Here is a 26,142-nt window from a genome sequence, read left to right as displayed (position 1 = left end):
GGCGCTTTTTGTGTTTGTCCGCGTTTCACGCGGAATTGATGGGGCCGGCCGGCGCTCATCTCAAAATTGAGAATTCTATCGAAAGGACCATCGGATGGTCAGTCTCGGCGGTCTCGCCCGTAAGGTTTTCGGTTCCTCCAACGATCGTCGCGTAAAATCGACCCGGCCGCGTGTCGAGGCGATCAACGCCATGGAAAACGAGATGCGGGCGCTGTCCGACGCCGAGCTTCAGGCCCGCACGGAAAAATTCCGCCAGGATATCGCCAACGGCGCTACGCTTGATGACCTGCTGGTGCCGGCCTTCGCCACCGTCCGCGAGGCATCCCGCCGCGTGCTCGGCATGCGCCCCTTCGATGTGCAGCTGATCGGCGGCATGGTGCTGCACAATGGCGGCATCGCCGAAATGCGCACGGGCGAGGGCAAGACCCTGGTCGCCACCCTGCCCGTTTATCTCAACGCGCTTGCCGGCAAGGGCGTCCATGTCGTCACCGTCAACGACTATCTCGCCACCCGCGACTCCGAATGGATGGGCCGCGTCTACAAATTCCTCGGCCTTTCGGTCGGCGTCATCGTCCATGGCCTGTCCGACGAGGAACGCCGCGTCGCCTATGCGTCCGACGTTACCTATGCCACCAACAACGAGCTCGGCTTCGACTATCTGCGCGACAACATGAAGTATGAGCGCGCGCAGATGGTGCAGCGCGGCCACAATTACGCGATCGTCGACGAAGTCGATTCCATCCTGGTCGACGAGGCGCGCACGCCGCTGATCATTTCCGGTCCGCTCGAGGACCGTTCGGAAATGTACAACACCATCGACGCCTTCATGCTGCAGCTCGGCCCGGCCGACTACGAGATCGACGAGAAGCAGAAGACCTCGATCTTCACCGAGGAAGGCACCGAGAAGCTGGAAAACCTGCTGCGCGCGGCCGGCCTGCTCAAGGGCGAGTCGCTCTATGACGTCGAGAACGTCGCCATCGTCCACCACGTCAACAACGCGCTGAAGGCGCACCGGCTGTTCCAGAAGGACAAGGACTACATCGTCCGCAACGACGAGATCGTCATCATCGACGAATTCACCGGCCGCATGATGCCGGGACGCCGCTATTCGGAAGGCCTGCACCAGGCGCTCGAAGCCAAGGAGCATGTGGCGATCCAGCCGGAAAACCAGACGCTGGCCTCCGTCACCTTCCAGAACTATTTCCGCCTCTACAAGAAGCTGTCCGGCATGACCGGCACGGCGCTGACCGAGGCCGAGGAGTTCGGCAACATTTACGGCCTCGAAGTCACCGAGATCCCGACCAATCTGCCGGTCATCCGCAAGGACGAGGACGACGAGGTCTACCGGACGGTCGAGGAGAAGTACAAGGCGATCGTCAAGGAGATCAAGGAAGCGCGCGCCAAGGGCCAGCCGACGCTGGTCGGCACCACCTCCATTGAAAAATCCGAGCAACTGGCCGAGCGCCTGCGCAAGGAAGGGTTCAAGGATTTCGAAGTGCTGAACGCCCGCCATCACGAGCGCGAAGCGGCCATCGTCGCCCAGGCCGGCAAGCCCGGCGCCATCACCATCGCCACCAACATGGCGGGACGCGGCACCGACATCAAGCTCGGCGGCAACGCCGAGATGCGCATCGAGGACGAACTGGGCGACATGCCTGCTGGTCCCGAGCGCGAGGCGCGCGAAAAGGAAATCATTGCCGATGTCGAGCGCCTGAAGGAAAAGGCGCTGGCCGCCGGCGGCCTCTACGTGCTGGCCACCGAGCGCCATGAATCGCGCCGCATCGACAACCAGCTCCGCGGCCGCTCCGGCCGCCAGGGCGACCCCGGCCGTTCGAAATTCTTCCTGTCGCTGCAGGACGATCTGATGCGCATCTTCGGCTCCGAGCGCATGGACGGCATGCTGCAGAAGCTTGGCCTCAAGGAAGACGAGGCCATCATCCATCCGTGGATCAACAAGGCGCTGGAAAAGGCGCAGAAGAAGGTCGAAGCGCGCAACTTCGACATCCGCAAGAACCTGTTGAAATACGACGACGTCTCGAACGACCAGCGCAAGGTGGTGTTCGAGCAGCGCATCGAATTGATGGACGGCGAAGGCCTGTCCGAGACGATCGCCGAGATGCGCGAAGGCGTCATCGAGGAGATCGTCACCAAGAACATCCCCGAAAACGCCTATGCCGAGCAGTGGAACGTCGCCGGCCTCAAGGCCGAGGTCGCCGAATTCCTCAATCTCGACCTGCCGGTCGAGGACTGGGTCAAGGAAGAAGGCATTGCCGAGGACGACATCCGCGAGCGCCTGACCAAGGCCGCCGACGCCGCCGCCAAGGAGCGCGCCGAGCGCTTCGGCCCAGACGTGATGAGCTATGTCGAACGCTCGGTGGTGTTGCAGACGCTCGATCATCTGTGGCGCGAGCACATCGTCAACCTCGACCATCTGCGTTCGGTCGTCGGCTTCCGCGGCTACGCCCAGCGCGACCCGCTGCAGGAATACAAGAGCGAGGCGTTCGAGCTGTTCCAGGCGCTGCTCGGCAATCTGCGCCAGGCCGTCACCGCGCAATTGATGCGCGTCGAACTGGTCCGCCAGGCCGCCGAAGCACCGCCGCCCGAAGCGCCTGAAATGTTCGGCAGCCACATTGACGGCACCACGGGCGAGGACGATTTCGAGGGCGGCGAGACCGCACTTCTGGTCCGCCAGGAGAGCAACGCCATCGTCGCTCCCGAAGACCGCGATCCGAACAACCAGGCGACCTGGGGCAAGATCGGCCGCAACGAAGCCTGCCCCTGCGGCTCCGGCAAGAAATACAAGCACTGCCATGGCGCGTTTGCCTGATTTCGAAGGCTAGGTCGGCGGGACAGCACCCCCCTCTGGCGTGCCGGCCATCTCCCCCTCAAGGGGGAGATCAGCAGCTTCGGCGCCGTAACTTCTTTCAATTTCGACAATTGGCGAAAGCTACAGCGACAGCCAATCTCCCCCCTTGAGGGGCAGATGTCCGGCAGGACAGAGGGGGGTGCGAAGGATCGCGACCTCTCGGTCCAACCCTCGTCAAAACCTCACAACAACCCCGAATCGCGCGCGGTCGCTGTCGCCTCGCCGCGCGACACCGCATCCAGCTTGCCCAGCACCGCCGAGACATGGTGATCGACCGTCTTTGGCGAAATCGTCAATTGCTCGGCGATCCGCTTGTTGGAGAGGCCGCGTTCGATCAGCTGCAGCACCTGCATCTGGCGCAAGGTGAGGCCGGCGAGGTTGGCGCGCGTCGAGCGGCGCGGGCCGCGGGCGATGCCGCCAACGCCGTTCTTGCGCATGATATCGCGCAGGCGCTGGGCTGCCGGCCTTGCCCCCAGGCCGTCGAAAATATCCAATGCCAGCCGCTGCCCCTCGTCGTCGCCGAGGATGAGCGCCAGTCCGCGCTCGTATGGCGCATTCAATTCGGCCCAGAGTGCCGAAGCCGAACGCCAGTCGCCGGTTAGAAGCAGCCGGTATGGTGTCGCCATGTCGGCGGTGTCGCCGGCCGGCATACCGGGAGAGAGCAATGTTCGCCACAGCGCCAGCTCCCCGACATGGGCACGCGAGCGCACCGGCGTTTCGGCGCGGGTGATCAGCGCCAGCGCCTCTTGCCTGTCGGCCAGGCCCAGCCATGCCTGCTCCGCCATCAGCGCCGCGTAAGAGCTCAGCATCTGCAGGTCGCCGCCGCTTCCGACCAGGCGCGCCATTTCGGCGAACAGCGGCTCGGCCGAGGGATCGCCGCGCCTCAGGCGCAGTTTCGCCAGTGCCAGCAGCGCCGGAAACCGGCCCACGGTGGTTGTCCGATCATTATCGATGACATCGCTTGCCGTCGCGGCGGCCTCATCCCATTGGCCCTGACGCAGTTGCACATCGGCCAGCATGCCCCTGAGATAGTCGCGCCAGGTGCCGAGGTCGTTCTCGGTGCAATAGTGGATGCCGCTCTCGAGCACCGGACGTGCCGCGTCGTAGCTCATCTGGGTGATCTCGAAACAGGCGCGGTTGGTGAAGGCGCGCGCGGCATGTTCCTGGAAATTGCCCTGGAGCGCAATTTCAAGGCTTTGGTCGAGGCGCAGGCGTCCGGCATCCGGATTGAGCCACTGCTCGACGCAGCCGACATTGTTGAGGGCATGCGAGGCGATGTCGGGACGGTTCATCCGCGCAGCCAGCGCCGCTGCCTTCTCGCCATAGAACAGCGTGTCCTCCACCCTCTCCGACAGCATCGCCAGATGCGAAAGGTTCGAATAGGCCATGGCGAGTTCGGGACCGGCGGGAGCCGCTTCCAGCATCGCCACAGCCTCGGCGCCGAAGGCGGCCGCCGCCTCGCGGTCATCGCCCATTTCGCTCAGCCGGGAGAGCCATCTCAGGCTGTCGCCCTCCTTCAGCCTGTTGCCGTCTGCCTGATGCAACCGGCGCGCCTGTCCCTGCGCTGCAAGCGCATCATCGATCTTGCCGATGAGATGGCACTCGAAGGCATGACTTTCGTAGAGCGCGGCGCGCTCGATCACCGGCAGGCTGTCGGCCTGCTGCAGGGCGATCTCGTAATAGCCGGCGGCATCGCGATGGGCGCCGACGCGCGACGCCTCGCGCGCGGCGATTGGCGCAAGTTCGCGCACCGCCGCCAGATTATGCGCCTCGACCGCATGATGCACCAGGCGGCCTGTGGAGACGTCGCCATTTTCGAGCAGTGCCGCCAGCGCACGCTGGTTGAATTGCCGCCTGTGCGACGTCGTCAGCATCATCTCGATGGCGCGCCGCGCGATGTCGTGCCGGAAGGCGTAGCCGTCGCCCAGATCGTCGAGCAGGCCGTTGGCGACACACTCGGCCAGCTGGCCGGCGCTGGCGACGCCGCACAGGCCCTGCAGAGCCCAGACGTCGGCGCGGCGCGGAAACACCGACACCGCGTCGAGCATTGCGCGGGCGCCTGGCGACAGCCGTTCAGCCCGCGCCAACACGGCGTCGCGCACGCTTGCCGGCAGCGCCGTTTCGTTTTCCGCCGACAGCAATTCGGTAACGAAGAAGGCATTGCCGGCGGTCGCCCGGTAGATGGCGTCGCCGTCGCGTCCGGCCGCATCGGCGAGCGACAGCACGGCCGCCTCGCTGAGCAGCGGCACGTCCATGCGCGCCACGCTGCCGGCCGGGATTTCGCCCAGGGCGCGGCGCACGCGCATCTGTCCTTCGCTGCGGTCGGTGCGCGCCGTGAGCAACAGCAGGATGTGGGTGTTGGCGATACGCCGGCCGAGGAAGCGCACGAAATCGAGTGTCGCATCGTCGGCCCAGTGCAGGTCTTCGATCACCAGCAGGCTCGGTCCCTTGGCCGCAAAAGCGTCGAGCGCATCGGAAAACAGCGGCAGTCTCTGCCCATGCCGGGCATCGATGGCGCGCGGCAGCGCCCATTGCGCCTCACGGGCCAGATCGTAGAGCGGCCCCAGCGGATCTGGGATCGACAGGTCCTCGCAAGCGCTGCGCAACATTGCCGCGCTTTGCCCGACACGGGCCGCGAATGCCTCAACAAGCGCCGTCTTGCCGGCGCCGGCCTCCCCGGCCAGCACGGCGATGCGGCCATGGCCGCGTATTGCATCGCCAAGCAGTGTCTCCAGCTGCTGAAGCTGCATCTGCCGTTCCAGAAGCATCATTGTCATCGTCTCACAGGATCGGAGTTTTCCCACCATGGCGGGCCGCTCACGATTAGCCCGTGAAGAAAGCGCCGCAATGTGACTTTGCACACATTGCCGTGCCTCTTTCCACAAAGAACGACGCCAATATAGGGAATCGTCCCGCCAAATATGGGGAATCGTTCCGATGCGCGGGCCGGGCCGGCGTGGTCAACGTCCAGCAGCGCTCCGATCGAGCGTGAACCAATGGAAAAGGAAACCTTCCATGCCTCGCTACCTGATTGAACGCACATTTCCGGACGGCCTCAACATTCCGATGACCGACATCGGCGCCAGCGCGGTGGGCGGCGTCGTCATGCGCAATGCCGAAAAGGGCGTCACCTGGATCCAGTCCTTCGTCACGCCCGACAAGAAGCACAGCTTCTGCATCTACGACGCGCCGACGCCCGAAGCGATCCGCAGCACCGCTCAGAAAAACTCGCTGCCGGTCGACAAGATCACGGAGGTGCGGGTTCTTGACCCTTACTTTTACCTCTGATCCTGCGTTCGGTCGCCACGATGATGAGCATCAAACTGTCCTTCGCGGCCATGGCGAACTGCCTGATGGCCTGCCGCTCGGTGGAATCGGGCCTGTCCTGGGAAAGACCGGCCGGCCAACCTCCGTGCTCGGCCGTCTATGGCGGTTCGCGTCGAAGCTGCCTGCGTATCTGTCTGAAAGGCGGCGCCTGCCGCCGGAAGGCGACTATCTGAGGCGCGACATCGGGCTCTCGGAGCGAGAGATCCCGCATGAGTATTGGCAATACTATTTTTGGGATCGTTGATTTTGCACGGTTTTTAAGGGCTGCGGCCAAAGCCCGGCAACGGAAGCCGCATCGCATGAACCGGGACGGACAAACCAAATCCTAAACCAACGCCGCAGCGTTTCGGGCAGCCTGATCGGCCGCCGTCGCCTCGAGCGTCAACAAACGAACGGAAGACCATGACCATAATTCTTTGGACGACACGCTTCGCGGCCTTCGCCGCCATCTCGATCGCGGCGGGTGCGGCGCAGGCACACGACGCCAACCCGCTGGCCGAAAAGGTGCGCGCCGCCAACAGCCGCTTCGAAAATGTGGCAACCGCCACTGCCGAAGGCTATGCCCCCATCCCTTGCGCCAGCGGCATCACCGGCGGCGCCATGGGCATCCACTATGTCAACGGCGCCTATCTCAAGGACGATGCCGTCGATGTGGCCAAGCCCGAAGCGGTGATGTACGAGCCGACGGCCGACGGCAGCCTGAAGCTGATAGCGGTCGAATACATCACCTCGAAGGGCCCGGCCTCGCTCGAAGGCCAGCTGTTCAACTTCAACAGCGCCCCCAACCGCTACGGCCTCGGCCCGTTCTACGAATTGCATGTCTGGGCCTGGAAACAGAACCCGACCGGCGCTTTCGCCGACATGAATCCGAACGTGTCCTGCGACGCGATGAAGGGGATGTGATCTTCCCCATGTGACACCTCTGGCATCGGACACCCGGTGCCTGGCCATCCCCCTTGGCGGGGGAGGGGCGAGCGAAACGCCGACCGGCTCCCCAGTCTTCCCCGGCGTTCGCTCGCCTTCTACTATGCCCCGGTATACGATGACGCACCTTGCACACGCGGCCGTCCTTGCCCCTCGGCGCACCCGCACCTGCCCACCCTTTCTTAAGGTGTTTCGGATACATCGAAAGCTTGAAAAGAGGCGGAAAACGGAGAGACATCGGGGTGCGGTTTTCCGCGGCGACGACGGCCGGGCGGTTCTTGCCGCAGCGCTTGGCGCTGCGCATGGGGCCGCTGCTTGGCCGGATCGATGCGGTGCTGTTCACCGCCGACGAGCGCGGCGAAGCCGGGCGCATGTCGCTGATCGCCTTTGCCATCCGCATCGTCAGCGCCGTCATCGCCTTCATCAGCCAGGTGCTGATGGCGCGCTGGATGGGCTCGTTCGAATACGGAATCTTCGTCCTCGTCTGGGTGACGATGGTCATCGTCGGCAACCTCGCCTGCCTCGGCTTCCACACTTCGGTGATCCGCTTCATCCCCGAATACCGCGAACGCAACATGCTCGCCGAACTGCGCGGCATCGTGGTCGCCAGCCGCCTGTTCGTGCTGATTGCCTCGACCGCGATCGCCGGGCTTGGCGCACTGGGCGTCTGGCTGTGCGCGAACTGGATCGAGAGCTACTATGTAATGCCCTTCATCCTCGGCCTGTTCTGCCTGCCGATGATCGCCATGGGCGATCTGCTGCAAGGCCAGTCACGCGCCAATTCCTGGGCGTTGTTTGCGTTGTCGCCGACCTATCTGGTGCGGCCGGTGCTGATCCTGGCGCTGATGGCGCTGATGCTGGCAATGGGCTATGCGCCCGACGCCAGGACAGCGATCTTCGCCTCGATCGCCGCCACCTACGCCACCACGCTCGGCCAGCTCATCGGCGTGACCACGCGCATGGGCAGGAATATCCCGTCCGGGCCGATGAAGGTGCATTTCGCCGAGTGGTTCATCGTCTCGCTGCCGATCTTCCTGGTCGAGAGCTTCTTCTTCCTGCTCACCAACGCCGATGTGCTGATGGTCGGCGCCTATCTTCAGCCCAACGACGTCGCCGTCTATTTCGCCACCGTCAAGACGCTGGCGCTGGTGCATTTCGTCTATTTCTCCGTCAAGGCCGGCGTTGCCCAGCGCTATGCGCAGTTCACCCATGGCGAACCGGAAAAGCTCGCCGCCTTCGCCCGCGAGACCGTGTCATGGACGTTCTGGCCGTCGCTGCTGATGGCGCTGCTGGTGCTGGCGCTCGGCGAACCGATGCTGGTTCTGTTCGGCCCGGAATTCACCGCCGGCTATCCGCTGTTGTTCCTGCTGGTGTTCGGCGTCGTGGCGCGCGCCGCCGTCGGCCCGTGCGAAAGCCTTCTGACGATGAGCGGCAACCAGAACATCTGCGCCGCCGTCTATGCCATGACGCTGGCCTTCAACATCGGTCTCAACGTGGTGCTGATCCCGTTCTTCGGCCTGTGGGGCGCGGCGATCGCCACCAGCCTCGCCATGGTCTTCGAGGCCAGCGCCCTGTCCTTCACCGTCTGGCGCAAGCTCGGCATCGTCATGCTGATCTTCGTGCCCGCTGCCGAGGGAGCCGCCTGATGGCCGCCATCCCGCTGATCGAGGAAACCAGCGGCGGTCCGGCCGGCGCCATGGTGTCCGGCCTTGCCGGCCTGGCGCGCGACGCCGATCCGGCGCATCTCGAGATCCTCGCCAACAACCGGCCGCTGCGCAAGCTGGCGATCTATCCGGCTTCGGCCGGCTTCGAACTGGTCGAGGAACTCGACTATCTGTGCACCCGCACGATCGAGCCCAACGTCTTCTTCAACCCGCGCTTTCTGGCGCCGGCCATGCCCCGGCTGGAAGATCGCGAGGTCAAGCTGGCGGTGATCCGCGACGGCGACGAATACCGCAACCGGCTGCGCCTGCTGGTGCCGTTCTCGGTCGAAAGGCCGGCCGTGCCGCTCGGCGTTCCGGTGATGCGCACCTGGTCGAGCCCGTTCGGCCCGATCGGCACACCGCTGGTCGACCATGACGACCCGATCGGCGTCGTCGAGGATTTCTTCGGCATGCTATCGCGGCCGCATCTCAAGCTGCCGAAGGTCTTCGTGCTGCCCGACATGCGGCTCGACGGCCCGTTGGCCAGCGTGCTTGCCACCGTTGCCGAGACGCGCGGCCTGACAATGGTCACCACCGGCAAGGCGGACCGGCCGGTGCTCGAAAGCACGCTCGACGGCGAGGCCTATCTGAAAGCATCGCTGCGCGCGCACCACTACCGCGAATTCCGCCGCCTGAAGCGGCGCCTAGGGGATCTCGGCAGGCTGGAACATGTCGTGGCGCGGGGACCGGACGAAATCCGCCACGCCATCGAAAGTTTCCTGACGCTGGAGGCGGCCGGCTGGAAGGGCCGCGAGCGCACCGCCATGGCCATCGACCGCTACCGCGCCGCCTTTGCCCGCGAAGCCGTGCACCGGCTGGCCGAGCACGACATGTGCCGCATCCATTCGCTGACGCTGGACGGCCGCACGATCGCCTGCCTGGTCGTCTTCGTCGAGGCCGGCGTCGCCTACACCTGGAAGACCGCCTATGACGAGACGCTGGCGACCTATTCGCCGGGCACGCTGCTGATGATCGAGGTGACCAGGCAGCATCTCGACGACCCCAACATCATGATGACCGATTCCTGCGCCGTGCCCGACCACCCGGTGATGAGCCGGCTGTGGAGCGAGCGCAAGCCGATGGGCTCGCTGGTCATCGGGCTGACGCCGGACGCCGACCGCCTCGTCCGCCAGGCCGCCTCGCAGCTGCATCTCTACCGCGAGACCCGCAACATGGCCCGCCTGCTGCGCAACCGCGTGAAGAGTTTGCTGGGACGGCGATAGCCACTGGATCAACGGCAAGACACCAGCTATGGGTCGCGCGGCAATTTCGGCCGGCCTTCACGACAAGCCATCCTGATGATCAGAACCTTTTTGCGTCACGCCGGTCCCCGTGCGGCCTTTTCGCTGCTTGCACTGCTGCCTGTCCGCGCCTGGGCCGATAGCTGTCCCGAGGATTGCAGCGAGCCCGCGCCGTCCATCAACATCTACAGCCACACGGCCGCCGGCCATCTCAGCCCGGCCACGCTGGGTGCACTGCCGCGCGTCTATGTGCCGAACCGCTCCTCCAACAGCGTCACGGTAATCGACACCATGACGCTCAAGGAAGTCGACAGGTTCCCGGTCGGCAGCAAACCGCAGCACGTCGTGCCGTCCTGGGACCTGAAGACGCTCTGGGTCGCCAACAATGGCACCGGCAAGAACGGCAGCCTGACGCCGATCGACCCGATGACCGGCAAGCCCGGCCCGCAGATCGCCGTGGACGATCCCTACAATTTGTATTTCATGCCGGGCGCGGCCATCGTCGTCGACGAAGCCCTGGAGCGGCTCGATTTCCGCGATCCTCACACCATGGCGCTAATGTCGAGCCTGCCGACGCCCACTTGCCCCGGCATCAACCACGCCGAATTCTCGGTCGACGGGGCCTACGCGATCTTCACCTGCGAATACGGCAATGGCGGATTGGCAAAGATCGACCTGAAGAACCAGAAGGTGCTTGGCCATCTCGACTTCTCGAAAATGGGCATGCCGCAGGACATCCGCCTCTCGCCCGACGGCAAGGTTTTTTACGTCGCCGACATGATGAATGACGGCGTGTTCCTCGTCGATGGCGACAGTTTCAAGGAAATCGGCTTCATCCCGGCCGGCATCGGCGCCCATGGCTTCGTCGTCAGCCGCGACGGCAAGCGGCTCTATGTCTCGAACCGGGGCTCGCACAAGATGGAGCAGGGCCAGGCAAAGGGACCGGGCAGCGTGACGGTGATCGACTTCGCCAACCGCGCGGTCGTCACGCAATGGCCGATCCCCGGCGGCGGCAGCCCCGACATGGGCAACGTCAGCGCCGACGGCAAACAACTATGGCTGTCCGGCCGCTTCGACAGTGCCGCCTACATGATCGACACGACATCAGGCGCGGTGACCAAGTTTCGGGTTGGCTCAGAGCCGCACGGCCTGACGGTGTGGCCACAGCCGGGGCGGTATTCGCAAGGGCATACGGGGAATATGCGCTAAGTCCGTGTTCGAGGCGCGGCTCGAACGCAAAAGGTCGCAAGGGCAACCGCCCATCGGCCGGGACCCGGAACGAGCAGGGGCTTTCCTTGGAAACCGCGAAGCTGTAGCTCCACACACTGGTTTCGGATACTGCCAGAAGATGAACCTTCGCCGCATCGTCCTCATCGTCGCGCTTCTCAATCTTGCCTATTTCGGGATCGAGTTCGCTGTGGCGCTCGCCATTGGATCAGTGTCCCTGTTCGCCGACAGCATCGACTTTCTTGAAGATGCTTCCGTGAACCTCCTTATCCTGCTCGCACTTGGGTGGTCTGTGCGCTCCCGTGCGCGGGTGGGGATGGCATTGGCGCTCATCCTTCTCATGCCGGGTCTGGCAACGCTCTGGACGGCTTGGGAGAAGTTCAACGTGCCGGTGCCGCCGCAGCCCATCGCCTTGACCTTGGCGGGACTTGGCGCTCTCGCCGTCAACCTGTCCTGTGCCTACATGCTGGCCGCGCACCGGCATCGTGGCGGCAGCCTCACAAAGGCGGCCTTCCTGTCGGCCCGCAACGACGCCTTGGCCAACATCGCCATTATTGCCGCAGGGTTGGTCACGGCCTTGCTCTGGCATTCCGCGTGGCCCGATTTGGCGGTGGGATTGGGGATCGCGGTCATGAACGCCGACGCGGCCCGCGAAGTGTGGGAAGCTGCCCGTGAAGAACACCGTGCGGCGGCCTGAGAGCACGTAGAGCGGGGCTACCGGCCGCCGCTGATTGGCGCTATCGCTGTCATCCTCAGCAGCCGCGGTTGGCTCTGTGTTCGAGGCACTGTTCGAACCCGGAGGTTTCGCAAGGGCGACCGCCCGTCGGCCGGTCAGGCCGCCCCATCGGAGCCCATGAGCGAAGCGAACTGGCGTGAGATCAAAAATGGTGCCCCTAGCCGGAATCGAACCAGCACTCCTTGCGGAACTCGATTTTGAGTCGAGCGCGTCTACCAATTCCGCCATAGGGGCTCAGGCCCAAAGGCCTGGATGGGCGCGGACTATACGGTTGGAGGCCTGTTCGTCAACTGGCCAAATGCGCCGCCGTGCCCTGCTTGCGGCAAAAGCCCGCCTTTCTGTTTCGTGACGCTCCTGCCATTGTGCGGCGCGGAAAATCTTTCTAGACAGACGCGCATCAAAGCGCGTTGCGTGTGGCAACCTGCATCCAGGAGAGCCGATGCTTCGCGGACTTTACGACTGGACCTTGTCGCTGGCGGCCCGCAAATCCGCCGAATGGTGGCTGGCCTTCATCGCTTTCGTCGAAAGCTCGGTGTTTTTCATACCTGCCGACGTCTTGTACCTGCCCATGGCTTTGGCGCGGCCCGAACGCGCCTATCGCTACGCGCTGACCGCCACTGTCGCGTCGGTGCTGGGCGGCATTGCCGGCTGGCTGATCGGTTACTATGCCTACGACACGATAGCACGGCCGATGCTGGAGCACTTTGGCGGCCTTGACGCGTTCGAGAGGTGGCAGTCGGCCGGCACCGGGCTGATGCTGGTGCTGCTCGTCACATCGGGTGCCGCCCACCTGCCGCCGATCAAGGTGGTCACCATTCTGGCAGGCGCCCTCCACGTCAATCTTTTCGTCTTCATCGTCTCCGCCATCCTGGCGCGTGGCGCTCGTTTCCTGCTTCTTGCCTGGCTGCTGCGCCGCTATGGCGAAGAGATCAAGGAATTCATCGAGAAGCGTTTGGGATTGATCGTCGGCGCCGGCGCCGCTGCCCTGATTTTGCTCTATATCGTCGTCAAATACGCCTTCTGACCGTCCAAGGCGGGCGGTGGGTCAGGACTATGCCGGCGGACGGCGAATTCAACGGACGAAACATGACAGCCACGATGACAGCCGATACCGGACGCCAGCGGACGCGCACCGCTTTGTTTCTCGCCGTCGCCATGGCCGCCACGGTCGGCTCCGCGCTCGCCTTCCAGCACATAGGCGGCTACATCCCCTGCCATCTGTGCCTGGAGCAGCGCACGCCCTATTATATCGGCGCCCCGCTGATGCTGCTGGCGGTGATTGCCTCGATGCTTAGCGCGCCCGCATGGCTGACGCGCGGCCTGCTTGCCGTCGGCGGCCTGCTGATGCTCTATGGCCTCTATCTCGGCGTCTATCATTCGGGCGTCGAATGGGCCTGGTGGCAGGGCCCGGCCGATTGCACGGCCGGCGCCGGCCCGGTCGACACCGGCGGCAAGGGCGTGCTCGACGCGCTCGACAAATTCGTGCCGCCATCCTGCGATAAGGCAGCCCTTCGTATCCTCGGCCTGTCGCTGGCCGGGTGGAACGCCATCGCCAGCTTCATCCTCGCCGCCGTCGCCTTTCGCGGGGCAATGGCGCGCGATTGAGCTAATTCGATCGAGCGCCACGACGCAGAGTTCGAGCAAAAATTCTGCAGACTGGTTCGCGTGGCGCGGCTTTCGACGTCCGAGCCAGGTCGACCCCCACTCCGTCTCGGCTTCGCCGAACCACCTCTCCCCCGATCGACGGGGTAGAGGAAAGGCGCGAGCCTATTACAGCCGGCGCTACTCTACAGCCAGCGCTCCTCCAGCGGGGCTCCCTTCCTCTCCCTCCGGAGGGGGGAGAGGTGGCGCTGCGAAGCAGCGACGGAGTGGGGGAAGCCGGTCCTTAAAGGCGATGCCGCCGATAAGTGAGCGCAGCCGAGCTGTTCCGATATGGTCTGGCAGGCGTGTGAGCATCGGAAGCGCAAAATCGCTTCAGGCGGCCAGCCTTGCGAATTCTCGAACGATCCCTACGGTTCGAGTTCCACATCCCAGTAGAGATAATCCATCCAGCTTTCATGCAGATGGTTGGGCGGGAACAGCCGGCCATTGTTGTGCAGGTCGTGCACGGTCGGCTGGTAGGGCTTCTGCAACGGCCACATCTTGGCGTGCGCCGGCATCATGCCGCCCTTCCTCAGATTGCAGGGTGAACAGGCGGCCACGACATTCTCCCACGTCGTCGCCCCGCCGCGATGGCGCGGGATGACGTGGTCAAAGGTCAGATCCTCGGGCGTGCCGCAATACTGGCACTGGAAGCGGTCGCGCAGGAACACGTTGAAGCGGGTGAATGCCGGGTGCCTCGACGGCTTCACATAGGCCTTCAGGCTGACGACGCTGGGCAGCTTCATCGAAAAGGTCGGCGAAGACACCGCATGCTCGTATTCGGCGACGATGTTGACCCGGTCGAGGAACACCGCCTTGATGGCATCCTGCCAGGACCAGAGCGACAAGGGGTAATAGCTGAGCGGACGGTAATCCGCATTCAGCACCAGCGCAGGAAGCCCATCCGGAGATACGGCAACCGTCACCTTGTTGACCTCCTCGTTTTAAAACCGATCGGCGTGGATACTGTAAGCCCGACATGACAGGGATGTGAAGCGGATTGTCATCAGCCAAACGCGGCAAAAATGCAGGGTTTTCATGCTTTTTTGCGGTTTCAGGCCGGAGGTGCCGCGTCCCGGCCCCTGGTTTCGCGATAATAGGACCAGAAAAGCCGCGATGCGACACCTCGCCACGGGCTCCATGATTCGGCCAGGGCGATCAGCGTTTTCTCCGGCGGACGCGGCTCGATACCGAGCGCGTGGCCGACCGCGCTCTGCAGCGCGACGTCGCGCGCGGGGAAAATATCGGGGTGGCCGGCGGCAAACAGGAGATAGACTTCCGCCGTCCACGGGCCGATGCCCGGCACCGCGATCATAGCCGCGATCGCCTCTTCGGCGTCGAGCAAACAGAGGTGATGCAGGTCGAGCCCCTCAACCACGGCCTGCGCAACCGCGATCAGACCGCGCTGCTTCGGCCGCGACAGCCCGGCCTCGCGAAACATGTCCTCGCCGGCGGCAAGGATCGCCTGCGGCGTTAGCGGATCGACCAGTTTCATCAGCCGGCCGAAAATCGCATCGGCGCTCGCACGGGATACTTGTTGCGAAACGATAATGGAGGCCAGGCTTCGAAAACCGGGTTCCGACAGCCGCAGCGGCACCTCGCCAGCCATGCCGCAAACCTTTTCCAGGCGCGGATCGATTGCGCAAAGCGCATCCAACCCGCGCGCAATATCGTCCAGTGTCGCGATGCGTTGCATGTTTTCTTGTTCCTGAACCGACCGCACGGTAGCAATTGGCAAAACCGCTGCACAACCCGATTGCCGCTTGTGAGATGACGCTCCTGACATTCCGCTTCGCGCCGAGCCCGAATGGCGAACTGCATCTCGGCCATGCCTATTCGGCACTGCTCAACCAGCAACTGGCGCGTGCGGCCGGCGGCCGCCTGCTGCTGCGCATCGAGGACATCGACACGATCCGCTGCACGCCTGAATTCGAGGCCGGCATCTTTCGCGACCTCGAATGGTTAGGTCTCGAATGGGAACAGCCGGTGCGGCGCCAGGCCGAGCATTTCTCCGACTATCAGGCCGTGCTCGACCGGCTGGTCCGCGAAGAACTCGTCTACCCTGCCTTCATGAGCCGTGGCGAGATCAGGGCCTTCATCGCCGACAGCGAAAAGCGCGGCCGCGGCTGGCCGCGCGACCCGGACGGCGTGCCGCTTTATCCCGCCGCCGACAAGGCGCTGCCGGTCAGCGAACGCAACCGCCGCATCGCCGAAAATGCGCCCTTCGCCTGGCGCCTCGACATCGATGCAGCGCTGGCGCGCGTCGGCACGGATTTGTCCTGGCGCGAATTCACCAACGAGACGCTTTCGGCGACGCAGCGAGTCGAGGCGCGTCCGCAGGACTGGGGCGACGTCATTCTGGCGCGCCGCGACATCCCGACCAGCTATCACCTGGCCGTCGTCGTCGACGACGCTCTGCAAGGCGTCAGCCATGTCGTGCGTGGCCGCGACCTTTATTCCGCGACCGGCATCCAGCGCCTGCTGCAGGAACTGCTCGGCCTCGGCCAGCCGCAGTATTTCCACCACCGTCTCATACTCGGACCGGATGGGCGCAAACTGTCGAAGAGTTTTGCTGATACCGGCCTTGCCGCGCTGAGGCCGGCAGGCATGTCGCCGGACGATGTCAGGCGGCTGGTCGGGCTCTGACTAAAGCCGGGCCAGCCCCGCCTTGAGCAGCGCCAACGCGCCTATAAACGCGAAGGCGCCGCCCAGTCCCCAGGCAACCGCGAGCTTCAGATCTCTCAGGACGATGCCATGTTCGTTCGCGGCCATGACCGCGGCGAAAAAGCCGAGCGTGAACAGCAATGTGTTGCCGGTCGACCCAAAACCGTCCTCCTGCATGATGGCGTCGAGCGCTGAACCGAAGAAGAAGCCGAACACGGCCACACTGGCCACCGTCATCAAAAGCCAGCTTGTGTCGAGATGCAACAGCATGCGCGCTCCCTGTCGAAGCCAAAACGCCATGTAGCCGGGTCCATCGACAGAAGTCGATTGCCCTGACGCCGCCCTTTGAATTCGGCCACCTCCTACATCAGGATGAGCTTATGTACCAATTGTTTCGCTTTGCTTGCCGGATTGAACCGCATTAGAGCAATTGCCGTATTTGTCTCTTCACCGAATCGGACCTCTCCACCGGAAACGGCTTCCCCGAAAATGCACAGTCTCAAGCGGTTCATCCCCGCCTCGTTTGTCGTCCTGTGGGCGACAGGTTTCATCGGCGCGCGCTACGCCATGCCCTGGGCCGAGCCCTTCACCTTTCTGGCGGCCCGCTTTGTCATCGCCGCCTTGCTGCTCGCCGGCCTGATGCTCGTGCTTGGCTCGAAGCGAGCCACAAGGGCAGAAGCGCTTCACGCCACGGTCTCCGGCATCCTCATGCATGGCATCTATCTCGGCGCGGTGTTCTGGGCGATCCACAGGGGCATGCCCGCCGGGCTTTCGGCGCTGATCGTCGGCCTGCAGCCACTGATCACGGCCGTGCTTGCCGGCCGGTTCCTCGGCGAGGCCATCCTGCCGCGCCACTGGGCCGGCCTTGCCGTCGGCCTTGTGGGGGTGATCATCGTGCTGTGGCCAAAGCTCGGCGCTCTCGGCGGCGGCGTTACGCCCGAAACGCTGGCGGCGTCGCTGGTCTCGGTGCTGGGCATGAGCGCCGGGACCATCTGGCAGAAGCGCTATGCCTCGGGTGGCGACCTGGTGGCGGCGACGATGTGGCAATATATCGGCGGCGGCTCGCTGATGATCCTGGCTTCGCTGGCCCTTGAGACCCACACGGTGATCATCAACGGCGAACTGATCTTCGCCATGGCCTGGCTGGTCCTGGTGCTGTCGATCGGCGCCATCTTCTTGCTGATGGTGATGATCCGCGACGGCGAGATGTCGAAGGTCGCGTCGCTGTTCTACCTGGTGCCGGCCGTCACCGCTGTCATCGCCTGGGCGCTGTTCGGCGAACGGCTCAGCCTCGTGCAGATCGTCGGCATGGCAATCGCGACGCTCGGCGTCGGGCTGGCCACGGCTCGGCCAGCCAAAACCTAGCTGCCGACACGCGCGCGCGCTTCGAGAAAGCGGCTGATCGCTGCATTGAGTTCGCCGCCGAGGATGAAGATCGCCGACAGCATATAGAGGAAAACCACGGCGATCATGATCGAGGCGAGGCCGGCATAGGTCGTCACATAGGACGAGAAATGGTCGAGGTAGGTCGCGAACATCGTCGAGCCGACAAGCCACGCAGCCAGAGTGAAGATGATGCCAGGCACCAGCGAGACAAAGCGGCGCTTGCCCGCCGGCAGCCAATAGTGGACGGCAAACAAGCCACCAATGATGACGGTTGAGGCGATGACGTAACGCCACAGCGTGATCGTGCCCGTATAGGGTTTGATCCACTCGAAATGAGCTTCCGCCAGCCGCGCCAGCAAGGGCGCAAAGACCAGGAGCACGCTGATCGCCAGGAAACCGGCCGTCGCGATCAGCACGAAGAAAATGCTCTGCACCCGGCGGTAGATGATGCCGCGCGTTTCGGCGACGCGGTAGGCGCGGTTGAGCGAGGTGCGCAGCGCCTCGATGCCGTTGGAGGCGAAATAGGCCGCCAGCAGCACGCCGTATGTCAAAAGATCGGTGCGCCGCACGGTCAGCACGTTGAGCACTTCGCGCGCGATAGGCTTCGCGATCTGTTCGGGCCAGGTGTCGAAGACCAGGTGCACGGCAGTATCGGCGAACGCCTGCGCGCCGAGGAAGCTCGCCAGCGTGGTGGCGAAGATCAGGAACGGGAACAGCGCCATCAGCGAAGTGATCGCCAGATGGCTGGCCATGGCCCAGCCGTCATCGGTGTTGAAATGGCCAAGCGCGTCATAGAGCACGCGGCGCAGCACGACGATATTCCGCATCAAGAGCCGCGTTCCCTTCGATTGTCTCGACGCCGCGAATATGGGAAGGGATTGTGGCAAATGGCAACCCTTGCTCAAACCACGACGCCGCCTGCCAAAGAGTTGCGCACCATCATCGTCACCGGCGCCTCGTCCGGGATAGGCGCCCACTGCGCCCGTGCGCTGAAGGCGGATGGCTGGCGGGTGCTTGCAACGGCGCGCAAGCCTGAAGACATAGCCTCACTCGAAGCAGACGGCATCGAGGCGTTTTACCTCGATTACCGTGAGCCGGACTCTATCGAAGCCCTTGTGGGCTCGGTGCTGGAGCGGACAGGCGGACGCCTCGACGCCCTGTTCAACAACGGCGCCCATGCACAGCCCGGCGCCGTGGAAGACCTGCCGGTTGCGGCATTGCGCGAGCAGTTCGAGGCCAATTTCTTCGGCTGGCACGACCTCACCCGACGCATCGTACCGGTAATGCGTCGCCAGGGACATGGCCGCCTCGTTCATTGTTCCTCGATCCTTGGGCTAGCGCCGGTGCCTTTTCGCGGCGCCTACTCAGCCTCCAAGCACGCGCTCGAAGGCCTGATGCTGTGCATGCAGCAGGAACTCAGGGGCAGCGGCATCCATGTCTCGCTGATCGAACCGGGGCCGGTGACCTCGAAAATCGCCAGCAACGGGCTGTTCTGGTTCCTGAAAAACATCGACCACGAGAATTCCGTCCACCACCTCGCCTATGCCACGCAGCTGGCGCGGCTTCGGGCCGGCGGCAGCTCATCACGGCTGAAAAAAGGGCCGGAGGTGGTCTATGCGGCCTTGCGCCATGCACTTCTGTCGCGGCGCCCGCGCCCGCACTATGTGGTAACAGTGCCGGCCAGGATCGGCGTGATGCTCAAGCGCATCCTGCCGGCATCGATGCTCTACCGCGTTCTGGCCAGACGCGCCTGACCGCAACAGAACTGGGAACAGATCATGGCAACCGTCATCAAAGTCCTCCTCGTCCTCGTCATGGTCGCCGTGGTGATCGTGCTTGTCCGCGGCCTCATCAACATGATGCGCGGCGGCTCCGGTGTGAGCTCGAACAAGCTGATGCAGGCGCGCGTGCTGTTGCAGGCGCTGGCGTTGGCACTGATCCTGCTGGTGGTGTACTTCACCCGCAAGTGACGGCCGTTCGGGAGGCGACGTGGTCAAGCTCAACAAGATCTACACCCGCACCGGCGATGACGGCACCACTGGCCTCGGCACCGGTGAACGCAGGCTGAAATCCGACCTGCGCGTCGATGCCTACGGCACCGTCGATGAAGCCAATGCCTGCATCGGCATCGCCCGCCTGCACACAGCGGCAAGTTATCCCGCCATCGACGCCATGCTGTCCCGCATCCAGAACGATTTGTTCGACCTCGGCGCCGATCTCGCCGTGCCCGACGACGGCAAGCCGCTTGGCTACGAACCGCTGCGCATCATCGCCTCGCAGACCGACCGCGTCGAAAAGGATATCGACCTTCTCAACAAGGATCTGCAGCCGCTCAAATCCTTCGTGCTCAATGGCGGCACGCCGGCGGCGGCAGCACTTCATCTTGCCCGCACCGTGGCGCGACGGGCCGAGCGGATCATGGTGGCACTGGCGCAGGACCCGGCCGAACATGTCAATCGCGAGGGGCTGAAATACATAAACCGCGTCTCGGACTTTCTGTTCGTCGCCGCTCGTGCGGTCAATGACAACGGAAATGCCGACGTGTTATGGGTGCCCGGCAAGAACCGCTGAATTTTCGAAGGCGGGAAAGGGCTTGGGGCATGTTCATCCCGCTTTACGACTCCAACAGGTTGCGCCACATCCGGCTGCAATATGTGACGATCGGCCTGATCGCGGCCAACGTGTTGGTCTTTCTCATCACCACGATCGGCGGCGAAAATTTCAACAACGCCGCCGTGCTCGGCCTCGGCTTCATCCCTTCGGTTGTCCACGACACGGCAGAACTCTCGCCCCAATTCGTCGTCATTCCGGAGAGCCTGAGTTACCTCACCTATGCCTTCCTGCATGCCGATATCTTTCATCTCGGCGGCAACATGCTGTTCCTGTGGGTGTTCGGCGATAATGTCGAGGACGCACTCGGCCACATCCGCTACCTTATCTTCTACCTGCTTTGCGCCATCGCCGGCGCCTTCTTCCAAGGGCTCGTCGCCTGGAGTTCGGAGGTGCCGCTGATCGGCGCCTCCGGCGCCATTGCCGGCGTCGTCGCCGCCTATCTGGTCCTCTACCCCCGGGTGAAAGTGTGGGTGCTGGTCTTTGCCCGCATTCCGCTGCGTATCCCGGCCTTCATCCCGCTGATCCTGTGGATCGGCTTCCAAGTGGTGATGTTTGCCGCCGGCGGCGAAAACCAGATATCCTGGGCCTGCCATATTGGCGGCATCATTGCCGGTGGCGTGCTGGTGCTCATCATGCGCAGCCGCGGCGTGCCGCTGCTCGCCGGTGACGACGGCGAGCCGGAACCCGCCGATCAGCCAGCCGCTTCTACTGGGCCGGCGCCAGCCGGTCCCGCTCCCGTGCAACCTGAGACGCGTTGGGGCCGGGGTGGCGCTTCCGGTCACAACTGAACCGATTTGAGCGGTTTGGCCGCTGCCGTGGCATATTGACGTGTTGCGTCTCCACAACTACGGAGAGCGCCACCGCTAGGCGGCAGAAGACAAGAATTCCGTCCGGCCAGAATTCCGTTTGGCCGCAATTCAGTCAGGAATGTCGGCTTTCGACAACTCTGCGGAGGCGCACGCTGCTATAGCGCGCCCGGATATCTCAGGAGAGGTGACAGGCAAATGAAGATCCTTGTGCCCGTGAAGCGGGTTGTGGATGCGAACGTCAAGGTTCGCGTCAAGGCTGATGGTTCGGCGGTTGAACTCGCCAACGTCAAGATGGCGATGAACCCGTTCGACGAGATCGCGGTGGAAGAGGCGCTCCGGCTGAAGGAAGCCGGCAAGGCCGAAGAGATCATCGTCGTGTCGATCGGCCCGCAGCAGGCGCAGGAAACGCTCCGCACCGCGCTCGCCATGGGCGCCGACCGCGCCATCCTGGTCAAGACAGACGAACAGACCGAGCCGCTCGGCGTCGCCAAGGTGCTGAAGGGCGTCGTCGACGCCGAGCAGCCCGGTCTCGTGATCCTGGGCAAGCAGGCGATCGATGATGACTCGAACCAGACCGGCCAGATGCTGGCCGCCCTGCTCGGCTGGGCACAGGGCACTTTCGCCTCCAAGGTCGTGATCGACGGCGACAAGGCCAAGGTGACGCGCGAAGTCGACGGCGGCCTGCAGACGGTAGAGCTGAAAATGCCGGCGATCATCACCGCCGACCTTCGTCTCAACCAGCCGCGCTATGCCTCGCTGCCCAACATCATGAAGGCCAAGAAGAAGCCGCTCGACGAAAAGAGCCCGGCCGATTACGGCGCCGACGTCAAGCCGCGCCTGAAGGTGCTCAAGACCGAGGAGCCCAGCGGCCGCAAGGCGGGCGTGAAGGTCAAGAGCGTCGCCGAACTGGTCGACAAGCTGAAGAACGAAGCCGGCGTGCTCTGAGACTGGAAGGAACAGATAAAATGACCATTCTCCTCATCGCAGAACACGACAACGCAACTCTTTCCGACCAGACCGCCAAGGCGCTCTCGGCGGCGCTGCAGATCGGTTCGGACGTGCATGTGCTGGTCGCCGGCAAAGGCGCCAAGGGCGCGGCCGACGCCGCCGCCAAGCTCGAGGGCGTGAGCAAGGTGCTGCTGGCCGAGGCCGACGAACTGGCCGAGCGCCTCGCCGAACCGCTCGCCGCACTCGTTGTCTCGCTGGCCGGCGCCTACGACACCATAATCGCGCCGGCGACCTCGTCGGGCAAGAATGTCGCGCCGCGCGTGGCGGCCCTGCTCGATGTCGCGCAAGTCTCCGAGATCATCGAAGTGGTTTCACCAGACACGTTCAAACGGCCGATCTATGCCGGCAACGCCATCCAGACGGTGCAGTCGAGCGACGCCAAGAAGGTCATCACCGTGCGCACCGCCTCCTTCCAGGCTGCCCCCGAGGGCGGCTCGGCAGCTGTCGAGACGGTCAAGGCCGCGTCCAATCCGGGCCTGTCCACCTTCGTCGAGAACAGGCTGTCGGAAACCGACCGTCCGGAACTGACCTCGGCCAAGATCATCATTTCGGGCGGCCGCGCGCTCGGCTCCTCGGAAAAGTTCCAGGAAGTCATTCTGCCGGTCGCCGACAAGCTCGGTGCAGCCGTCGGCGCCTCGCGCGCTGCCGTCGACGCCGGCTACGCCCCGAATGACTGGCAGGTCGGCCAAACCGGCAAGGTCGTGGCGCCGGACCTCTATATTGCCGTCGGCATTTCCGGCGCCATCCAGCACCTTGCCGGCATGAAGGATTCGAAGGTCATCGTCGCCATCAACAAGGACGAGGAGGCGCCGATCTTCCAGGTTGCCGATTATGGCCTCGTCGGCGACCTGTTCGTCATCCTGCCGGAACTGCAAAAGGCGCTTTGACGCTCTCTGCCAAAGCGTATTAAATTGTGAAAGGGTGGGGTAGACGAAGCTACCCCACCCTTTTAGTTTGCACTGCACAAAAAGCAGGCCGCAAAGGCCTTTTCGACGGGATCGCTGCAAATGGCCAAGATCGAGACGATCGGCATCATCGGCGCCGGCCAGATGGGCGGCGGCATCGCGCATGTATCAGCACTTTCGGGTTTCAAGGTGCTGATCTACGACGTCTCGCCCGACCGTATCGAGAAGGGCATTGCCACGGTCAGCGGCAACATGGCCCGTCAGGTCGGCTCCGGCAAGCTTGAGGAAAAGCTGCGTAACGAAGCGATGGCGCGCATTTCCGCAGCCCCCACCATGGCTGATCTCGCCGGTGCCGATCTGGTTATCGAGGCGGCGACCGAGGACGAGACGGTCAAGCGCAAGATTTACGCGCAGCTCTGTCCCCAGCTCAACCCGGAAGCCATTCTGGCGACCAACACCTCGTCGATTTCGATCACCCGGCTTGCGGCGCAGACCGACCGTCCCGAGCGTTTCATCGGCATACATTTCATGAACCCCGTGCCGCTGATGAAGCTGGTCGAACTGGTGCGCGGCATCGCTACCGAGGATCAGACCTTCGAGGCGGCCAAGGCCTATGTGAAACAGCTCGACAAGACGATCACCGTCTCTGAAGATTTTCCGGCCTTCATCGTCAACCGCATTCTATTGCCGATGATCAACGAGGCGATCTACACGCTCTATGAGGGGGTCGGCTCGGTCGATGCCATCGACACCGCCATGCGGCTCGGCGCCAACCATCCGATGGGACCGCTGCAGCTCGCCGATTTCATCGGCCTCGACACCTGCCTGTCGATCATGCAGGTGCTGCATGACGGCCTGTCGGATTCGAAATATCGCCCCTGCCCGCTGCTGGTGAAATATGTCGAGGCCGGCTGGCTCGGCCGCAAGACCGGGCGCGGCTTCTACGATTATCGCGGCGAGCATCCGGTTCCGACGCGCTAACCACCAGACCGAAAGTTCCGTGCTACCTCAGGACGCCGCTGCAAGCGGCGGCTCTGCTTGGCCTCTTGACCCGGTATCGTCAGGCGCCACGGAAACACAGCCGCGGCCGGCGGCCTTGGCCGCATAGCAGGCAGCATCGGCCCGGGCGATGATCTCGTCGACTTCACCGCTGTTGCTGTGGATCGGCGCCAGCCCGATGCTGGCATCGATCGCATGCGGCTGGCCGTCCCAGCTGAACTGCAGGCCGCGGATGGCGTCGATGACCGAGCGTGCGGCAATCCTGGCGCCGGCGCTCGACCCGGCTTTCAGGATGACCGCGAATTCGTCACCGCCGAGGCGGGCCACGATATCCTCCGGCCCAAGCGCACCGCGAATGGCCTCGGCAACCCGCTTCAGCAAGGCGTCGCCGGCGGCGTGCCCGCCAGTGTCGTTGACCAGCTTGAAATGGTCTAGATCGATGAACATGAAATGATGCTCGCCCGCCGGCCTGGCCGTGCCGGCCTTGCGGCTCCGGTCGACCAGTTCCTCCATGGTGCGGATAAAGCTCGAACGGTTGGCAAGGCCGGTCAGCGCATCATGCGCGGCGGCATAGGCGAGTTGGCGCTGCAAGGCGCGCGCATCTGTGAAGTCCTGGAAGACGATGACCAGGCCGCAGAACTCCTGGCGGTCGTTCATGATCGGCGACACCACCTGGCGGATGCTGCAGCGCGTGTCGTCGCGACGGATGAGGACGGCGCGACTGTTCTGGTCGGCAGGGCTGGCGCTGCCGAGCGCCGGCCGCGTCATGCCGATCCTTTGCCCGGTTTCTTCGTCCACCGCCCAGTAGACATGGCCAAGCGTCTTGCCGAGCGCCTCCGCGCCAACAACGCCGGTGAGCTTTTCGGCGACCGGGTTCATGAAGGTGATGCGGTTGGCGGCATCGGTGCAGATGACGGCGTCGCCGATCGACTGCAGCGTCACCCTCAGCCGCTCCTTCTCGTCGGCCAGCATTGCCGCCGATACGATGAGGCTTTCCTCGGTTTGCTTGCGCTGGGTGATGTCGGTCAGGCTGCCGATGGCCCTGACCAGCCGTCCGTCCTTGTCGCGTTCGAGCGTCTTGCCGCGGTCGAGGATCCAGACCCAGTGGCCATCCTTGTGGCGCATCCGGAACTCGGCTTCGAAGAACGGTGTCCTGCCCTCCAGATGGGCACGATCGGCTTCGGCGACGTTTTCGCGATCGTCGGGGTGGATCATCGCCAGCCAGCGGTCGGGGTCGCCGTCCAGTTCGCCATCGGCATAGCCCAGCATCTTCACCCAGGTGGCGGAGTAGGTGGTGCCGCCCTTCCGCATATCAAGATCCCAGACGCCTTGTCCGGCGCTGGCCAAGGCAAAATTCCAGCGCGTTTCGGCTTCGGCTATGCGCGCCTCGGATTGCTTGCGCGCATCGATATCCTCGATCTGGGAGACCAGGTAGAGCGGGCTCCCGCTCTTCTCGTCGCGAATGACGGAACCGGCAAGATGGGCCCATACCGGCGTGCCGTCCTTCCTGAGGTAGCGCTTTTCGAAGTGGAAGGCGTTGACGGTGCCCGCCCGCATGCCTTCCATCGTCTCACGGCCGATCTGCACATCGTCGGGATGGGTGATCTGGAAGAAGGTCAGCGCCTCGATCTCCTGCTTGCTATAGCCGAGCATGGCGGCGAAGGCCGGGTTGGTTTCATGGATGCGGCCGTCGAGGCCGACAATGGCGATGCCGATCGCCGAATCCTCCATGGCGCGGCGGAAACGCTGCTCGCTTTCGGCGATCTGCCGGCGGTCGTCCAGTATCCGGTAAATGAACAGGGCGGCGAGAATCAGCGCAACGGCGGCGACCGGCACCGATATCTGCAGGCAGAGTTTCAGCACTTCGGCGCTGACATCGAGCCGCGACAGCAGGAGCGCGACCACGGCAGCGCAAAGCCCTCCGGCCGCAAGCACCAAAGCCACGTGACTGTCAGCCCGCAGGCTTTTTCGCTCTCGTCGCATCACTGTGCATGCCACCCCATGCGCAACACATTTCTGCAAAAAACACTGGATGATCGATTTTAAGGAAAGGTTGCGCCGGAGCCACCGGCAACACGGTGAACCCGCAAACA

General features: G+C 63.9%; 25 protein-coding genes and 1 tRNA gene. 19 read left to right on the top strand and 7 right to left on the bottom strand.

The window, feature by feature from the left end; all coding sequences use genetic code 11:
* The first annotated feature begins 94 nt into the window (after nucleotides 1-94).
* Complete coding sequence (gene secA / locus ACYG9Y_RS29105) at nucleotides 95-2,827, top strand: preprotein translocase subunit SecA (RefSeq protein ID WP_023672992.1); 2,733 nt, start codon at nucleotides 95-97, stop codon at nucleotides 2,825-2,827.
* Nucleotides 2,828-3,048: 221 nt separating this feature from the next.
* Here the strand turns inward: secA and ACYG9Y_RS29100 are convergent, their stop codons facing one another.
* Entirely contained in the window at nucleotides 3,049-5,616 is a 2,568-nt protein-coding gene (locus ACYG9Y_RS29100) for a helix-turn-helix transcriptional regulator (protein ID WP_460223146.1), read from the bottom strand.
* Between the two features lie 265 nt (nucleotides 5,617-5,881).
* Between ACYG9Y_RS29100 and ACYG9Y_RS29095 the strand changes: the two genes are divergently transcribed.
* The 7 genes from ACYG9Y_RS29095 (at nucleotide 5,882) to ACYG9Y_RS29065 (ending at nucleotide 11,985) form a co-directional block, all read left to right on the top strand.
* Nucleotides 5,882-6,154: a DUF4242 domain-containing protein gene (locus tag ACYG9Y_RS29095; protein ID WP_023673765.1), complete on the top strand. Its 273-nt coding sequence runs from the start codon at nucleotides 5,882-5,884 to the stop codon at nucleotides 6,152-6,154.
* Nucleotides 6,132-6,437 carry a hypothetical protein gene (locus tag ACYG9Y_RS29090; protein ID WP_081725564.1) on the top strand — a complete coding sequence of 102 codons (306 nt, stop codon included), beginning with the start codon at nucleotides 6,132-6,134 and terminating at the stop codon, nucleotides 6,435-6,437. The genes ACYG9Y_RS29095 and ACYG9Y_RS29090 overlap by 23 nt, the downstream gene beginning before the upstream one ends.
* Before the next feature lie 158 nt (nucleotides 6,438-6,595).
* The gene (locus tag ACYG9Y_RS29085; RefSeq protein ID WP_023737466.1) at nucleotides 6,596-7,096 is read left to right on the top strand and encodes a hypothetical protein; all 501 of its coding nucleotides are present in this window, start codon (nucleotides 6,596-6,598) and stop codon (nucleotides 7,094-7,096) included.
* Nucleotides 7,097-7,359: 263 nt separating this feature from the next.
* Complete coding sequence (locus ACYG9Y_RS29080; protein ID WP_023737465.1) at nucleotides 7,360-8,763, top strand: lipopolysaccharide biosynthesis protein; 1,404 nt, start codon at nucleotides 7,360-7,362, stop codon at nucleotides 8,761-8,763.
* Nucleotides 8,763-10,043 carry a GNAT family N-acetyltransferase gene (locus ACYG9Y_RS29075; RefSeq protein WP_023737464.1) on the top strand — a complete coding sequence of 427 codons (1,281 nt, stop codon included), beginning with the start codon at nucleotides 8,763-8,765 and terminating at the stop codon, nucleotides 10,041-10,043. Before ACYG9Y_RS29080 ends, ACYG9Y_RS29075 begins: the two co-directional genes overlap by 1 nt.
* A gap of 75 nt (nucleotides 10,044-10,118) precedes the next feature.
* On the top strand, nucleotides 10,119-11,270 hold the full coding sequence (locus ACYG9Y_RS29070; RefSeq protein WP_023737463.1) for a YncE family protein: 1,152 nt from the start codon (nucleotides 10,119-10,121) through the stop codon (nucleotides 11,268-11,270).
* 139 nt (nucleotides 11,271-11,409) lie between these two features.
* Nucleotides 11,410-11,985 carry a cation transporter gene (locus ACYG9Y_RS29065; protein WP_023673757.1) on the top strand — a complete coding sequence of 192 codons (576 nt, stop codon included), beginning with the start codon at nucleotides 11,410-11,412 and terminating at the stop codon, nucleotides 11,983-11,985.
* Nucleotides 11,986-12,173: 188 nt separating this feature from the next.
* Here ACYG9Y_RS29065 and ACYG9Y_RS29060 read toward each other — a convergent pair.
* Nucleotides 12,174-12,258: transfer RNA gene (locus ACYG9Y_RS29060), tRNA-Leu, on the bottom strand.
* Nucleotides 12,259-12,463: 205 nt separating this feature from the next.
* On the opposite strand from ACYG9Y_RS29060, the gene ACYG9Y_RS29055 reads away from it, so the two are divergent.
* Together ACYG9Y_RS29055 and ACYG9Y_RS29050 are read left to right on the top strand one after the other, a co-directional pair.
* Nucleotides 12,464-13,048 carry a YqaA family protein gene (locus ACYG9Y_RS29055; protein WP_023673756.1) on the top strand — a complete coding sequence of 195 codons (585 nt, stop codon included), beginning with the start codon at nucleotides 12,464-12,466 and terminating at the stop codon, nucleotides 13,046-13,048.
* Nucleotides 13,049-13,110: 62 nt separating this feature from the next.
* On the top strand, nucleotides 13,111-13,629 hold the full coding sequence (locus tag ACYG9Y_RS29050) for a disulfide bond formation protein B (protein ID WP_023737462.1): 519 nt from the start codon (nucleotides 13,111-13,113) through the stop codon (nucleotides 13,627-13,629).
* Nucleotides 13,630-14,033: 404 nt separating this feature from the next.
* Here ACYG9Y_RS29050 and ACYG9Y_RS29045 read toward each other — a convergent pair whose 3' ends face one another.
* Both ACYG9Y_RS29045 and ACYG9Y_RS29040 read right to left on the bottom strand, forming a co-directional pair.
* Nucleotides 14,034-14,591 carry an HNH endonuclease gene (locus tag ACYG9Y_RS29045; RefSeq protein ID WP_008874122.1) on the bottom strand — a complete coding sequence of 186 codons (558 nt, stop codon included), beginning with the start codon at nucleotides 14,589-14,591 and terminating at the stop codon, nucleotides 14,034-14,036.
* A 128-nt stretch (nucleotides 14,592-14,719) separates the two neighbouring features.
* Nucleotides 14,720-15,361 carry a DNA-3-methyladenine glycosylase family protein gene (locus ACYG9Y_RS29040; protein WP_023737461.1) on the bottom strand — a complete coding sequence of 214 codons (642 nt, stop codon included), beginning with the start codon at nucleotides 15,359-15,361 and terminating at the stop codon, nucleotides 14,720-14,722.
* Nucleotides 15,362-15,435: 74 nt separating this feature from the next.
* Here ACYG9Y_RS29040 and gluQRS point away from each other — a divergent pair, with 74 nt between their 5' ends.
* Nucleotides 15,436-16,311 (top strand): tRNA glutamyl-Q(34) synthetase GluQRS, encoded by an 876-nt coding sequence (gene gluQRS / locus ACYG9Y_RS29035; RefSeq protein WP_023671678.1) that lies wholly within the window; start codon nucleotides 15,436-15,438, stop codon nucleotides 16,309-16,311.
* Here gluQRS and ACYG9Y_RS29030 read toward each other — a convergent pair whose 3' ends face one another.
* Complete coding sequence (locus ACYG9Y_RS29030; RefSeq protein ID WP_023671677.1) at nucleotides 16,312-16,599, bottom strand: hypothetical protein; 288 nt, start codon at nucleotides 16,597-16,599, stop codon at nucleotides 16,312-16,314.
* A 219-nt stretch (nucleotides 16,600-16,818) separates the two neighbouring features.
* Here ACYG9Y_RS29030 and ACYG9Y_RS29025 point away from each other — a divergent pair, with 219 nt between their 5' ends.
* Nucleotides 16,819-17,694, top strand: coding sequence for a DMT family transporter (locus tag ACYG9Y_RS29025; RefSeq protein ID WP_023671676.1), 876 nt, complete (start codon nucleotides 16,819-16,821; stop codon nucleotides 17,692-17,694).
* On the opposite strand, the gene ACYG9Y_RS29020 is transcribed toward ACYG9Y_RS29025, so the two are convergent.
* Entirely contained in the window at nucleotides 17,691-18,542 is an 852-nt protein-coding gene (locus ACYG9Y_RS29020; protein ID WP_023671675.1) for a YihY/virulence factor BrkB family protein, read from the bottom strand. The two genes, ACYG9Y_RS29025 and ACYG9Y_RS29020, sit on opposite strands and share 4 nt — an antisense overlap.
* A 60-nt stretch (nucleotides 18,543-18,602) precedes the next feature.
* Between ACYG9Y_RS29020 and ACYG9Y_RS29015 the strand changes: the two genes are divergently transcribed.
* The 7 genes from ACYG9Y_RS29015 to ACYG9Y_RS28985 all read left to right on the top strand — a co-directional run bounded on the left by ACYG9Y_RS29015 (nucleotide 18,603) and on the right by ACYG9Y_RS28985 (nucleotide 24,031).
* A complete protein-coding gene (locus ACYG9Y_RS29015) occupies nucleotides 18,603-19,469 on the top strand; it encodes an SDR family oxidoreductase (RefSeq protein WP_023671674.1) in 867 nt (288 codons plus the stop codon).
* 24 nt (nucleotides 19,470-19,493) lie between these two features.
* Nucleotides 19,494-19,685 (top strand): twin transmembrane helix small protein, encoded by a 192-nt coding sequence (locus ACYG9Y_RS29010; protein ID WP_023671673.1) that lies wholly within the window; start codon nucleotides 19,494-19,496, stop codon nucleotides 19,683-19,685.
* 19 nt (nucleotides 19,686-19,704) lie between these two features.
* Nucleotides 19,705-20,286 (top strand): cob(I)yrinic acid a,c-diamide adenosyltransferase, encoded by a 582-nt coding sequence (locus ACYG9Y_RS29005; RefSeq protein ID WP_023671672.1) that lies wholly within the window; start codon nucleotides 19,705-19,707, stop codon nucleotides 20,284-20,286.
* A 29-nt stretch (nucleotides 20,287-20,315) separates the two neighbouring features.
* Complete coding sequence (locus ACYG9Y_RS29000) at nucleotides 20,316-21,116, top strand: rhomboid family intramembrane serine protease (protein WP_023737459.1); 801 nt, start codon at nucleotides 20,316-20,318, stop codon at nucleotides 21,114-21,116.
* 216 nt (nucleotides 21,117-21,332) lie between these two features.
* Entirely contained in the window at nucleotides 21,333-22,082 is a 750-nt protein-coding gene (locus ACYG9Y_RS28995; protein WP_023737458.1) for an electron transfer flavoprotein subunit beta/FixA family protein, read from the top strand.
* 20 nt (nucleotides 22,083-22,102) lie between these two features.
* Nucleotides 22,103-23,032, top strand: coding sequence for an electron transfer flavoprotein subunit alpha/FixB family protein (locus ACYG9Y_RS28990; RefSeq protein ID WP_023737457.1), 930 nt, complete (start codon nucleotides 22,103-22,105; stop codon nucleotides 23,030-23,032).
* A gap of 120 nt (nucleotides 23,033-23,152) precedes the next feature.
* Nucleotides 23,153-24,031 (top strand): 3-hydroxybutyryl-CoA dehydrogenase, encoded by an 879-nt coding sequence (locus ACYG9Y_RS28985; protein WP_023671668.1) that lies wholly within the window; start codon nucleotides 23,153-23,155, stop codon nucleotides 24,029-24,031.
* Between the two features lie 27 nt (nucleotides 24,032-24,058).
* Here the strand turns inward: ACYG9Y_RS28985 and ACYG9Y_RS28980 are convergent, their stop codons facing one another.
* Nucleotides 24,059-25,993 carry a PAS domain S-box protein gene (locus ACYG9Y_RS28980; RefSeq protein ID WP_050593091.1) on the bottom strand — a complete coding sequence of 645 codons (1,935 nt, stop codon included), beginning with the start codon at nucleotides 25,991-25,993 and terminating at the stop codon, nucleotides 24,059-24,061.
* Between the last annotated feature and the right edge of the window lie 149 nt (nucleotides 25,994-26,142).

The organism is Mesorhizobium sp. W050, from assembly GCF_054719535.1.
The sequence above is the reverse complement of the archived record's forward strand: the minus strand, read 5'-3'. Positions and strand labels throughout refer to the sequence as shown.